Raw genomic sequence first — 13,150 nt, forward strand, 5'->3', positions numbered from 1 at the left:
TTGTTGTGTTGGTGAATCTAAAAGTAAATAATCCAATCTATCTCTACAAATGAATATTAGAGAAAGGTTTGTTCTCTAAAAAAGATTATTCGGGAGTGGATATGGAACTGCAGGCGCTCAGAACCTTTCTGGCCGTGGTTGACGAAGGGGGTGTTCAGGCTGCCTCCAAAGCGTTGCATACAGTGCAATCCAATGTCACCAGTCGGATCAAGCGGCTGGAGCAGGAGCTTGATACCGAGTTGTTCTACCGCCAGGGGCGTGGGTTGGCACTGTCGCCGTCCGGCAAAGAGCTGGTCAAGCATGCGCGCCAGTTGCTGCAGCTGGAGAACGCGGCCTCGATGGCGGTTCGACAGGTCGGCGAGCAGACCGGTGAGCTTCGGATCGGCACCATGGAGACCTTCGCCTCGTTCCGGTTGCCCGGGGCATTGAAACAGTTACGCCAGAAGCATCCAGGGGTGCAGCTCCGGATTGAGAGTGAGACCTCGGCAGCTTTGCTGGATCGGTTGCTGGCCCACAAGATCGATTGTGCCTTTGTCGGCGGCGCGGTCGATCATCCCGAGTTGCTGGCCACCCAGGTGCTGATCGAGGAGCTGGTGTTGGTCCACGGCAAGGGGATCCGCACCGAAGAGCCGGCGTTGATCCTGTTTCGTGAAGGCTGCGTCTACCGCGATCGGGCGCTGACCTGGCAACGCCAGAGTGGTTTTGCCGGGGGGCGGGTGATGGAGCTGGGAACACTGGATGGCATTATCGGCTGCGTCAGTATCGGACTGGGATCGACCCTGATGCCGCGCTGGGTGGTGGAGCAGAGCCGCTACAGCGACGAGTTGGTGGTTGAGCCGATCGAGTCGTCGATCGCGCGGGTCCCGACGATGATGGTACGTCACCGGCTGGGGAGCGCGCTGGGGGCGCTGGAAACGCTGCAGCAGGTGGTAGCCGCCCAGGCCAACGCGGCCTGAGCGATACCGATGGTTAGTAGTCCCTCCCGCTTAGGACTGCAGTGATCTGAGTAACTCGCGGGCTTTGGCCTTGTCGTCGAAACGTTTGCGCATCAACGGCTCCAGCACCTCGATCGCCTTCTGCTTGTTTCCGGTTTTGGCCAGCGCGGCGGCGTAGTGGTACTGCACCGTGGGATCATCCAGCGCCGTGGCTGCCCGCTGCAGCAGCGGCAGAGCCTTCTGCGGTTGCTGCTCCAGCAATATCCAACCGAGGGTATCGCCGATGGCCGGTTGGTCCGGGGCCAGTCGGTAGGCCCGTTCGGCCATTTCCAGTGCCCGTGAATCGCCGATCTGCTGGTAGACCCAGGCTAGGTTGTTCAGCGCCACGATATGTTCCGGGTTGAGTGTCAGTAGCCGTTCGTAGGTGGAAACCGAATCGCCGGGCTGCTCCCGCTGCAGCAGCTCAGCCTGGTACAGCATCCCCCCCTGATCCCGTGGGAAGCGCTGTAGATGACGATCGAGAAACTCAATCGCTGCCTGGCGATCTTGTGGTGCGATGGCGCGAGAGAGCCTCGCTGCCAGCACCGGTGAGGGGCGATTGGTATAAGCCTGACGGAATGCCTGGATAGCCTGCTCGGGGCGCTTGAGTAGATGGTAGGCGTCACCGCGGTACATCAGCGTCAACGGATGTTGGCTCAACAGGTCATTGAAGCGGTCGCTCTGGGCCAGCACCGCCTCCGGCTGTTTGAGTGTCAGCAGCAGCTGCAGCAGGCTCAGTTGGGCCGGGCGGTATTGGGGTTGGGCGTCGACCAACTGCTCCAACTGGGTTCGGGCACTGTTGAGTTTGCCGTCGGCAACCAGTTTCTTGATCTCTACCAGGGCGAAGCCCGGATTATCCGGGAAACGGCTCCGGATCGATGGCAGCAGCTCGTCGAACTTGTTTTGGCGCTGCAACTGGTTCAGCAGTGCCAGATAGAGCTGGGCGGATTCGATGGTCGGGTGTTGTTGATAGAAGTCGGCGGTCAGGGTTTCTGCCTGTTCGAGCTGCCGCTGCTGCAGCGCCAGGCTGACCAGCCCCTTTACCGGTCGCAGATCATCCGGAGCCAGGTTCTTGGCCTGTCGATAAAGGCTCTGTGCTTGGTCCGGCTGTTGTTGGAGACGGGCCAGTTGGGCCAGTCCCAGCAGGGCACCCAGATGCTGCGGTTGTTCCTGGCGCAGCTGGTTAAGCCGTTGTTCGGCGGCCGGGAAGTTGTTGAGCTGGATCTCCATAATGGCAGCCAGCAGTTGGTAGCTGGCACGATCCTGGCTCGTTTCGATCCGTTGTTGCAGCAGTTGCCGGGCTTTGTCGGTTTTATCGGCCCTGAGGTAAGCACGCAGAAGCAATGAGTCGGTCTGTAGGTCGGCTTGGCCTGCCTGCTCGGCGATGCTTTCCAGCCGACTGATGCCGGCATCCAGTTCGCCACTGAGAATTTCCGAGATCGCCAGCGGCCGACCGGCACGCTCCGCATCGCCTTCCTGCATCGCCCGACGGAAGTAATCGGTGGCGGTTTCGGTATCGCCGCGTTGCAGGTTCAGCGCACCGGCCAAGGAGTAGACGGGGGAAGGAATCTGATCATCGTCGAGCAACGGTTCCAACGCGGATTGAGCCTGAGCGAAGCGCTGTTGGGTGATGTAGTAGCGCACCAGCGCCAGGCGAGTAGCCCGGTGTTGCGGATATCGATTGAGGTTGCGCGACAGTAGGTTTTCGGCCTGTGAGTGGTTGCCCAACTGGAGGTGAGTGTAGCCGGCCAGATAGGTAACCTCCGGGTGGCGATCAAAGCGTTGGCTGAGTGGGTCGAGAATATCGCGGGCTTTCTCCAGCTCGCCATTTTGCAGATACAGGGCCGCCGAGATCTGCTCGGCATCCGGCAGTCCGGGGGCCAGTGCTAATAACTGGTCGACCTGCTGTCGGGCCAGCTCAAGTTCGCGCTGCTGCAGCAATGCGCGGGTCCGGCCCAGTTGCGCGGCCAGGTTGTTGGGCTGTTTGTCCAGTAGGGGGTCGAACCACTGCCGGGCACCGCTTGGATCGCCCTGTTGTAATTGAATCTGACCCAATAACAGCTGCGCCGAGGGGGCCGAATCGGGATTGGTCAGCTCGGCTTTAGCTCGTTTGATCGCGGCATCCGGCTGTTGCTGCAGCAGCGCCAAGCGAGCCAGGCTGAGATTGATCTCGCTGCTGGGGTGCAGCGATTCTGCCGCTTGATAGGAGCGCTCGGCCTGTTGCAGCTGTTTGCGGGCCAGATAGTTGTGGCCCAGCAATAGTAGCCGCTCCGCTTCCAGATCGGGTTGCTCGAAGGTTAAAGGTGACAGCTGTTGTTCGACCCTGTCCGCCTGACCCTGCTGTAACTGGGTTCGGGCCAGTAACAGAGGCAATCTGGGGGCATCGACGTTCAACTGACGGGCACGGCGTAGCTCTTTGTCAGCACCTTTAATGTCACCTCGCTTGAGATACAGCTCACCCAGCAACAGGCGCCCCCGGGCATGCTCGGGCTGCTCGCTGAGCAGGTTCTTCAGTTCGATAACGGCGGCGCGTTCGTCACCCTGGCGCTGATAATCCAGTGCGCTCTGGTAGAGGTCGTCGTTGGCCTGGGCCGAGAAACTGGCGCCGGCCAGCAGCAGCGATACGACGACGGGTTTGATCCGATTGAGCATTAAGGTCCTTCTCCTACGCTGATCAATAGAGGCTGCAGGGTAACCCAGTTGCGCCGGGAGGTCAGGGGGGCAGGGCCGATCAAGGCAACGGATATGATTGTTAATAGCTAACTGCTATCAGGGTAATTTAAATAATAGATTTTAATGATGATTGGTTGAGTCTTAGCATTGCTCCTGTGTTTACAACTTATCTGCGATAACGCAACCGTACTGGGAGAAACCAATGTCTAACTCGCTGATCAACACCGAAATCAAACCGTTCAATGCGCAAGCTTTTCACCAGGGAAATTTTGTCGAAGTTTCCGATGCCGACCTGAAGGGTAAGTGGTCCGTGGTGTTCTTCTACCCGGCCGACTTCACCTTTGTCTGCCCGACCGAACTGGGTGACCTGGCTGACTACTACCCGGAACTGCAGCAGATGGGCGTCGAGGTGTACTCGGTTTCAACCGATACCCACTTTACCCACAAGGCCTGGCACGACACCTCCGACACCATCAGCAAGATCAACTTCCCGATGGTCGGCGACCCGACCGGTCTGATCACCCGCAACTTCGAGGTGATGATCGAAGAAGCGGGTCTGGCCGAACGCGGTACCTTCGTGATCGACCCAGAAGGCAAGATCCAGATCATCGAGATCAACGCCGGTGGTATCGGCCGTGATGCCGGTGAGCTGGTGCGTAAGATCAAAGCGGCCCAGTACGTGGCAGCGCATCCGGGTGAGGTCTGCCCGGCGAAGTGGAAAGAGGGTGAAGAGACCCTGGCTCCGTCATTGGACCTGGTCGGCAAGATTTAACGACCAATCTATAAACGGTGGTCTGATCGCAGCCCGATCAGATACCTCGGGGCCGGCATGATGCCGGTCCCAACACTTGATTCTATACCTCTCCCCGGACGCTCAGATTGCAGGGGTGGGAGACAACTGTTTTACAGGCAGGACGTAAAGATGCTGGATACTCAACTGAAACTACAGCTGGAAAGTTACCTTCAAAAGGTGGTCGCACCGATCGAGTTGCTGCTGGCGCTGGATGACAGCCCGCAGTCTCAGCAGCTTTATCAACTGGCCACAGAGATCGAGTCCTTGTCGGCGCTGATCAGCGTCCGACAGCAAGCCTCCCCGTCGGGACGGGTGCCGGCTATGGCGATTGCCCGTGAGGGTGAAGAACCCCGGGTCGAGTTTGCCGGGGTGCCCATGGGGCATGAGTTCAGCTCACTGGTGCTGGCGTTGCTGCAGGCCGGCGGCCATCCGACGAAGCAGGAGCAAGCGCTGCTGGACCGAATTGAGCAACTGGATCGCCCCTTGGTGATCGAAACCTATATCTCGCTGTCGTGCCAGAACTGCCCGGAGGTGGTGCAGGCATTCAACCTGATGGCGCTGATCAATCCTCAGATTCAGCACCGGATGATCGATGGGGCGCTGTTCAAGCAAGAAGTAGAGTCGCGCAACATCCTGGCGGTACCGTCGGTCTATGTGAATGGTGAATTGTTCGGCCAGGGCCGGATGACGCTGAATGAGATGGTCGACAAGTTGGACACCGCTCTTGATACAGGAGCGGCCGCTAAGAAAGCTGCAGAGTTAGATCAGAAAGAACCCTACGACCTGCTGGTAGTCGGTGGTGGCCCGGCCGGCGCGGCAGCGGCGATCTATGCCGCTCGCAAAGGGATTCGTACCGGCATCGTCGCCGATCGGTTTGGTGGCCAGGTGCTCGACACCATGGCGATCGAAAACTTTATCTCGGTCAGCGCCACCGAGGGCCCCAAGCTGGTGGCGAACCTGGAGCAGCATGTGCTCGATTACGATGTCGACCTGATGCAGGGACAGCGGGCCGCAGGAATTCAGCGTAACGGCCTGATCGAAGTGCCGCTGGAGAGCGGTGCCACGCTGAAGAGCCGTTCGGTGGTGCTGTCCACCGGGGCGCGCTGGAGAGAGATGAATGTTCCCGGCGAGCACGAATACCGTGGCCGCGGCGTGGCTTACTGCCCCCACTGCGACGGTCCGCTGTTCAAGGGCAAGTCGGTGGCGGTGATCGGTGGTGGTAATTCCGGTATCGAAGCGGCGATCGATCTGGCCGGCATCGTCGAGCACGTTACCGTGTTGGAGTTTGCCGACACGCTGCGCGCCGATGAGGTGCTGCAACGCAAAGCGCGCTCGATGAGCAATATCGACATCATCGCGTCGGCGATGACCACCGAAGTATTGGGCGACGGCCAACGGGTGACCGGGTTGACTTATGTCGACCGTGAAACCGACGAGCAACACCAGCTGGCGTTGGCGGGCATCTTCGTTCAGATCGGTCTGGTGCCGAATACCGAATGGTTGGGTGACAGTATCGATCTGACTGCTCACGGCGAGATCGAGATCAACCAGCGTGGCGAAACCTCAATGCCGGGTGTATTCGCTGCCGGCGATGTCAGCAGCGTGCCCTACAAACAGATCATTATCGCGATGGGGTCGGGCTCGACCGCCGCCCTGAGCGCCTTTGATTACCTGATTCGTGAGCCGATTAGCTCAGATGAGCCGAACGACTCGGCGGACAGTGAACAGGAAGCGCAGCCCAGCGCTGCCTGATACCGGTTCCCGTCGCCTGGTGGAGATCCTTCAGGCGATGGGTAAACGGCGAAAGTGGGGAGACCCACGGGAGGAAGATCATGCTACAAGTCAAAGAGATCATGAAAACCAGTGCTTTGCTGCATCCCCATATGGGGCTGTCCGAGGCGGTCAAACTCATCGTCGACAGCGGCTTGAGTGGCCTGCCGGTGGTGGATGAGCAGCAACAGTTGGTGGGCTTTCTGTCTGAACAGGATTGCCTGCAGAAGCTGATCGCCGAAAGCTATCACTGCGATGCCCACGTCACCGTGGCCGAGCTGATGCGGGACGATCCGCTGTCGGTATCGGAGCAGTTGACCACGTTGGAGCTGGGTCAGCAGATGCAGACCAACCGCCCGAAGGTCTACCCGGTTACCCGGGACCAGAAGGTGGTCGGCATCGTGACCCGCAGCCAGCTGGTGCACAGCCTGTCTAAATCGCTGGATAGCTGTCAGGCGTATTAACTTGATCGACAACCTGAGGCTATTCACCCAAGCGAGCGATCACCATAGCCGATTCCGACGGATACCGACCGATTGTTGATTACAGCGACGCCGGGTCCAGTTTGCTGGTGGGGATCTGCAGCTGCGACCGGGCTTGCTGCAGGCTGTCGAGCGTCAGGGTTCCCTGGCGATAGAGTTCGGTCAGGGCGGTCCAGGCGATATAGCGGGCATCCACTTCAAAGTGATCGCGCAGGTCCGGCCGCGATTCGCTCAATCCGAAACCGTCGGTACCCAGGCTGACCTGCGGCAATGGCAGCCAGCGGGCGATGCTGTCGGGCAGTATCTTCATGTAGTCACTACAGGCGACGATGATCCCCTGTTCATCGGCCAGCTGGCGCTCGATATGGTTCTGTACCGGCGACTCGGGATTGAGTCGGTTGAGGCGCTCGCTCTGCTCGGCCTGACGCAGCAGTTCGGTGTAGCTGGTGACGCTCCAGATATCGGTGCTGCAGCCGAAACCGCGCAACAGTTCGGCGGCTTTGAGCACCTCCTGCATCAGGCTGCCACTACCGAACAGGTGGACCTTGTGACCCTCGCTAGAGTCGGCCTGGAAACGGTACAGGCCGTTGAGAATATCCTGCTCGATGTTGATGTTGTCGTCATCCGCGGGCATGGCCGGCATCGGGTAGTTCTCGTTGTACAGCGTCAGGTAGTAGAAGATGTTCTCATCGTTCTGGTACATCCGTTCGATACCGTCACGAACGATCACCGCCAGTTCGTAGGCGAAGGCGGGGTCGTAGCTGCGCAGGTTCGGTACCGTGGCGGCGATGACATGGGAGTGACCGTCCTGGTGCTGCAGCCCTTCACCGTTCAGGGTGGTACGACCGGCGGTGCCGCCGAGCAGGAAGCCTTTGGCCATCGCATCGGAGCAGCTCCAGATCATGTCGCCGACCCGTTGGAAGCCGAAGATCGAATAGAAGGTGTAGAACGGAATCATTGGCGCGCCGAAGTTGGCGTAGGCGGTACCAGCGGCCAGGAATGATGCCATCGCCCCGGCTTCGCAGATCCCCTCCTGCAGCAGCTGGCCGTCTTTGGCCTCCTTGTAGGGCAGCAGCGAGCTGGCATCCACCGGCTTGTATTTCTGTCCCTCGCTGGAGTAGATCCCGAACTGATTGAACAGCGACTCCATCCCGAAGGTACGGGCCTCATCCGGAACGATCGGCACGATATAGCGGCCCAGCGCATTGTCTTTCATCATCGACGCCAACATGCGCACAAAGGCCATGGTGGTGGATTGCTCCCGCGTGGTTCCATCGATGGCCCGTTGGAACAGGCTCAGCGACGGAGCGGTCAGGCGCGGCTGTTGAGTGGTACGGCTGGGGAGGTAACCGTTGAGCTGCTGCCGCTGCCGATGCAGGTAGAGAGCTTCAGGACTGTCTTCGGCCGGCTTGTAGAAGGCCGCCTGGGCCAGTTGCTCATCGGACAGCGGGATGCCGAAGCGGCGGCCAATGGCGATGCGATCTTCGGCGCTGAACTGCTTTTGCTGATGAGCGGTGTTCTGGCCTTCGGCGGAGGAGCCCATGCCTTCGCCCTTGACCGTTTTCATCAGGATCACCGTGGGCTTGCCGGTATTGCGGGAGGCCCGATCGAAGGCGGCGTAGAGCTTCTTACGATCATGACCGCCACGACGGATCAGGCGGATCTCGTCGTCGTTGAGGGTCTTCATCAGCTCGGCCAGACGCGGATCGCCGTCGATCCAGTGTTCCCGCACGGTTTTGCCGTCGGAGACGGTGTAGAACTGGTAATCGCCGTCCACGGCGCGGTCCATCCGCGCCTGCAGCAGTCCGTCCTGATCGCGGGAGAACAGTTCGTCCCACTCGCTGCCCCAGATCACCTTGATCACATCCCAACCGGCACCGCGGTAGCTGCGCTCCAGCTCCTGGATGATCTTGCCGTTGCCCCGGACCGGGCCGTCGAGCCGTTGCAGGTTGCAGTTGATCACCATCACCAGGTTGTCGAGATTATCGCGGGTCGCCATGTTGATGGTGCCGAGCACTTCCGGTTCGTCCGATTCGCCGTCACCGATAAAGCACCAGACCTTACCGCCGTTAGCCGGTTTGATACCGCGGTTTTCCAGGTACTTCATAAATCGGGCCTGGTAGATCGCCGAGGGGGTCGAGAGGCCCATCGAGGCGCTGGGCAGCTGCCAGAAGTCCGGTAGACGCCGGGGGTGAGGGTAGGAGGGCAGGCCGCCACCGGGTTGCAGCTCACGCCTGAAATTGACCAGCTGCTGTTCAGTAATGCGGTTTTCCAGGTAGCCGCGGGCGTATAAGCCGGGGGCCGCATGGGCTTGCACCATCAGGATATCGCCGCCGTAGTCCGGGCTGCGGCTCTGGAACCAGTGATTGAAGCACACTTCCAGCGCGGTGGCGGCGGACTGGTAGGTGGCGATATGGCCGCCGACACCGGAACCGTTGGCGTTAGCCTGCAGCACCATCGCCATCGCGTTCCAACGAATGATGTTCTCGATCTTCTGCTCCAGCGCGATATCGCCTGGATAGCCGGGCTGCTGCTGTGGTGCGATGGTATTTCGATAGGGGGTGTTCAGGGTCGCTTCGGCCAGGCTAACCCCCTTTTTCAACAGATGATTCTGCAGTAGTCGCAGCATCTCCCGGCTGCGACCCTCTCCCTGCTCGTGGAAGATGTAGTCGAGCGCTTCGATCCACTCGCTGTTTTCCAATTCCTGTTCTTCGGCGGAGTAGGCCGTGTCAGCATGGCAGGGGTTCATCTAGGAGGCTCCGGTTTGTTGTTGTCGTGGCTATAAAGGTTATCACTGCGATCGGAGCTCAAGAGGCTAAAATCGCTAGCTTAATTGATGGTTGTTGGATGTTGCGGCTAAAAAATCTTTAGATATTAGATTTTGGCGCTAAGGGTTGCGGTAGTATTCCCGTTCAGGAGTCCAGCAAAATGGTTCAACCAGCCGGGGGTGACACTGATGGAAAAACTGGATCGAATTGATAGAAGAATTCTGGAGCTGTTGCAGCAGGATGCCCGTATCAGTATTGCGGAGCTGGCTGACGCGGTGGGGCTTTCGCCGACCCCCTGTGGTCGGCGGGTAAAGCAGTTGGAGAGTCGTGGGCTGATCGCTCGACAGATTGTGGTGTTGGATCCGAAGAAAATTGGTCTGCCGATGACGATACTGGTGCAGATCTCATTGGAGAAACAGACCAAGGACCGGCTCAAGCTGTTTGAGGAAGCGGTGGCGTTGATACCCGAGGTGATGGAGTGCTATCTGATCACCGGCAGCCAGTCGGACTACATGCTGAAGATGGTCACCCGGGATCTGGACCATTACCAGCAACTGTTACTGGATAAACTGGCCGCCATCGAAGGGGTCAATTCGATCATCAGCAATTTCATCATGCGCCAACCGGTCCATAAGACCGCTTATGATCTGGAGCATCTTAGCCGCTGAGGTGGTCTCTACCGATTACTCGTCCAGTATTACGATGATGCGGCGGTTCTGCTTGCCTTTGTTCTCGATCTTCTTGATTCTGACCGGACCAATCTCGCCGCTGTTGGCGACGTGGGTGCCGCCGCAGGGCTGCAGATCGGCACCGTCGAACTGGATCAGTCTTACCCGGCCGTGGCCCATCGGCGGTTTGACACTCATGGTGCGGATTAGCTCGGGCCGCGCTTCCATCTCCTCATCGCTGATCCAGTGGATCGACATCGGGTGATCGCCTTGGGTCAGTCGATTCAGGTCAGCCTCGATCGCCAGTTTGTCGGGTGGTTCGGGCAGGTTGAAATCGATCCGGGCGCTGCCGTCATCGCGTATGCCGCCGCCGGTTACGGCTGCCGGCACCACGGCACAGAGCATATGCATGCAGCTGTGCAGGCGCATGATCCGGTAACGCCGGTCCCAGTCAATCTGTAAGCTGATCCGTTCGCCAATCGTCGGCAGCGCAGAGGCGTCGGTCTGGTGCACGATGGCGCCGCTATCGCGTTCTTTGAGGGTATTGCTGATGGTAATTTCGCTACCGTCGGCCCTTTTCAGGTGGCCGCTGTCGCCGAGCTGGCCGCCGCCGACCGGATAGAACACGGTCTGATCGGTGACGAACCCGTCGTCGCGGTGTTCAACCACCGTCGCTTCGCAGTGTTGTAGATAGCCGTCTTCGCGAAACAGTTCTTGGGTTAACGGGGCTGTAGTCATCTTTCCCTGCTCCTGTTGATGCCCTCAGGGCTTAATCCAGCTGCCGATCAGAAAGGCGCCGTCGTTGCGCTGTTGCTGCAGACCTTGCTGTTCGATCGCTTTAGCCTCGGCTAGTTCGCAGTGCTTGTCAAAGTGAACCGCCGTATGGGTTTCGCCGCTGATCGGAGTCAGGGCCAGCAGCTCGTCGGGACTGCGAAACCAGGCGTGGTTGAAGACCGAGTCCTTGTCCTGCTTGGCGTTGTCGTGCCGACGGGCTGCCCAGGGGCTCAGGCTGTTCAGGGTAGCGACCACGACCTTACCGCCGGGACGGGTGACCCGGAACAGCTCGCCGAGGGCCTGTTCAGCGTCCTCGATAAACTCCAGCGCGGTGATCGACACGCACTTATCGAACGTATTGTCGGCAAAGGGTAGTTTGCCGATATCTGCGGCGGCAAAGCGGGCTTGGGGTAGCCTGGCGGTTGCTCGTGACAGCATCGGAAGCGACAGGTCCACCCCGGTGATTCGTACACCTCGTTCAATCAGCGGGGCGGTGAAGATACCGCTGCCGCAGCCGGCATCGAGAACGTTCTCCCCGGCTTGGGGTTGAACCTGATCCAGGATCAGTGCCAGTTCGGTCTGATACACCAATTGCCCGATCGGGGTTTGAAACCACTGCTCGTAGGGATCAGGCCAGTCGTCGAAAAGCTGGGTCATAAGTGGTCTCGCCGGTTGATGAAGCTCAGCAGTATTTCAAAACGCTCCTTTGTCGCCAAGGGCCAGACTGTGCTTGCCGCTAGGCGCAGTTGTTGTATTGGGAAATATCATTTTCCGACCGTTTTCGGCCTTCCTGTCTAAGCGCTGCTCATCCGAGAAAAATCCGTGAGTTGATGTCTGAACGATGGAGCCGTTGCCCTGCTATGGCCGGAAAATTTCTGATGATCAAATCTAATCAGCAGCGATTACAGCAATTCGGTGTTTGCTTGAACAGGTCCTGCTGGAACAAGACCTCAGTCATGTCGGTGTTGGAGATCCGCAATTGGAACCACAGGCTCTGGCAACCGTTGTAGAGTTGGACTCGCTGCCGGAGTGTGAGACCGATTGTTTGATTATCGATGCATTTAAATCTGAACACGATAAGGCAGAGGAGCGGATTCCCGATACCCTATTTTAACCTCTAAAGTACGCTCTGGAGGCCTGATTTCAGATCAAACTTAACGGCTTATGCGAGGCTTATATCAATCTGGTGGTTAAGGAGTTGGTATGTGCGCGATGACAACGACGGATTTGGAGATTGTTCTTGTATTGACGACCGGCGGAAAGGAGGGCTGGGCCTCAAAATAGTCAGAATGTCCGATGCTTATTGTATCGGAATGCTCTCCCTGCATTTAAATTGTTATCAAGGCTGATTACCTTGCAAAACGAGACCTGCTGCCCGCAAGGATATCCCCAGGCTAAAGCGAGGCTGACTAAATTTTACTAGCTACATAATAATGTCTCTTATGTGTTCGCCTAAATCCGCTTTACTTGCGTGTTTCTTAACCCCGCTCTGATAGTGGCCGTTATCTTTCTGTAAGCCTGGCTTCTGAATAGAAAACAACCAGCCCGTCACCTATCCTTAGAGCGTATCCGTGCAGGGGTAGAAGAGCGGCTGTAGCCCGTCTGACACTGATTTTTCTCTGTTACACGGGAGGGATCGTCATGGCTAGAGTGGCCAAAGATGATCGGTCGACGCTGGTTGCCTTCAAGCTTCGCCTGTCGAAAGTCGGTGGATTGCTTGGCATAACGCCGTGGTATTTCCTTGTGATGATATTTCTGTCTGCGCAGGCCCGCGGAGAAGCGCTGCAGGCTGCTAAGGATTTTTCCACCCTGGATCAGGAAGTCAGGGCGATCAAGAAGGAGGTTCTGGAGATAAACCGGGAGCTTCTTCAGCTTGAAGAAGAGCTGTTGTATCCCAAAGCCGAGCAGCTGGTGATCTACATTTCGGTACCGAAGGATGAGCCGGTTGTTCTGAGTAGCATTCAGATCGAACTGAACGGCAGGGAGATCGTCCGCCACCACTATGACCGGAACCAGAACCGGGCCTTGGGCCTGGGAGGCGTCCATCGGCCCTATATCGGCACGCTTGAAACCGGTGACCACAGCATTAGGGTTTCCGTTACCAGCCAAGGGCAGGACGGCCGGTGGGTAGAGCGAAGTCAGGAAAAAGCCATTGCCAAGGTGGGGCGGCCCAAATACCTCGAGCTGCGCATCGCTCGTCCAAGTGCCGGGAAGGATCCTCAGCTTGAAATTTTCGAGTGGTAGCCGC

11 protein-coding genes are annotated in these 13,150 nt (G+C 58.4%); 7 read left to right on the top strand and 4 right to left on the bottom strand.

Features of this window, described 5'->3' with window-relative positions; genetic code table 11:
* Positions 1 to 101: 101 nt before the first annotated feature.
* Complete coding sequence (locus DV711_RS10250) at positions 102 to 956, top strand: LysR substrate-binding domain-containing protein (protein WP_114695559.1); 855 nt, start codon at positions 102 to 104, stop codon at positions 954 to 956.
* 30 nt (positions 957 to 986) lie between these two features.
* Here the strand turns inward: DV711_RS10250 and DV711_RS10255 are convergent, their stop codons facing one another.
* Positions 987 to 3,626 (bottom strand): tetratricopeptide repeat protein, encoded by a 2,640-nt coding sequence (locus tag DV711_RS10255; RefSeq protein WP_114695560.1) that lies wholly within the window; start codon positions 3,624 to 3,626, stop codon positions 987 to 989.
* Between the two features lie 235 nt (positions 3,627 to 3,861).
* On the opposite strand from DV711_RS10255, the gene ahpC reads away from it, so the two are divergent.
* The 3 genes from ahpC (at position 3,862) to DV711_RS10270 (ending at position 6,674) form a co-directional block, all read left to right on the top strand.
* Entirely contained in the window at positions 3,862 to 4,419 is a 558-nt protein-coding gene (ahpC, locus tag DV711_RS10260; protein ID WP_481318821.1) for an alkyl hydroperoxide reductase subunit C, read from the top strand.
* A 150-nt stretch (positions 4,420 to 4,569) separates the two neighbouring features.
* On the top strand, positions 4,570 to 6,192 hold the full coding sequence (gene ahpF, locus DV711_RS10265; RefSeq protein WP_114695562.1) for an alkyl hydroperoxide reductase subunit F: 1,623 nt from the start codon (positions 4,570 to 4,572) through the stop codon (positions 6,190 to 6,192).
* Between the two features lie 80 nt (positions 6,193 to 6,272).
* Entirely contained in the window at positions 6,273 to 6,674 is a 402-nt protein-coding gene (locus tag DV711_RS10270) for a CBS domain-containing protein (protein ID WP_114695563.1), read from the top strand.
* A gap of 79 nt (positions 6,675 to 6,753) precedes the next feature.
* On the opposite strand, the gene aceE is transcribed toward DV711_RS10270, so the two are convergent.
* A complete protein-coding gene (gene aceE, locus DV711_RS10275; protein ID WP_114695564.1) occupies positions 6,754 to 9,441 on the bottom strand; it encodes a pyruvate dehydrogenase (acetyl-transferring), homodimeric type in 2,688 nt (895 codons plus the stop codon).
* Between the two features lie 207 nt (positions 9,442 to 9,648).
* Between aceE and DV711_RS10280 the strand changes: the two genes are divergently transcribed.
* A complete protein-coding gene (locus tag DV711_RS10280) occupies positions 9,649 to 10,128 on the top strand; it encodes an Lrp/AsnC family transcriptional regulator (protein ID WP_114695565.1) in 480 nt (159 codons plus the stop codon).
* A gap of 15 nt (positions 10,129 to 10,143) precedes the next feature.
* Here DV711_RS10280 and DV711_RS10285 read toward each other — a convergent pair whose 3' ends face one another.
* Positions 10,144 to 10,866: an alanyl-tRNA editing protein gene (locus DV711_RS10285; RefSeq protein WP_114695566.1), complete on the bottom strand. Its 723-nt coding sequence runs from the start codon at positions 10,864 to 10,866 to the stop codon at positions 10,144 to 10,146.
* Positions 10,867 to 10,890: 24 nt separating this feature from the next.
* Positions 10,891 to 11,559 (bottom strand): class I SAM-dependent methyltransferase, encoded by a 669-nt coding sequence (locus DV711_RS10290; protein WP_114695567.1) that lies wholly within the window; start codon positions 11,557 to 11,559, stop codon positions 10,891 to 10,893.
* A 262-nt stretch (positions 11,560 to 11,821) separates the two neighbouring features.
* On the opposite strand from DV711_RS10290, the gene DV711_RS10295 reads away from it, so the two are divergent.
* Entirely contained in the window at positions 11,822 to 12,016 is a 195-nt protein-coding gene (locus DV711_RS10295) for a hypothetical protein (RefSeq protein WP_114695568.1), read from the top strand.
* Positions 12,017 to 12,543: 527 nt separating this feature from the next.
* Positions 12,544 to 13,146: a hypothetical protein gene (locus DV711_RS10300; protein WP_114695569.1), complete on the top strand. Its 603-nt coding sequence runs from the start codon at positions 12,544 to 12,546 to the stop codon at positions 13,144 to 13,146.
* Positions 13,147 to 13,150 lie beyond the last annotated feature (4 nt).

The sequence above is a fragment of the Motiliproteus coralliicola genome (assembly GCF_003345655.1).
Lineage (GTDB): Bacteria > Pseudomonadota > Gammaproteobacteria > Pseudomonadales > Balneatricaceae > Motiliproteus > Motiliproteus coralliicola.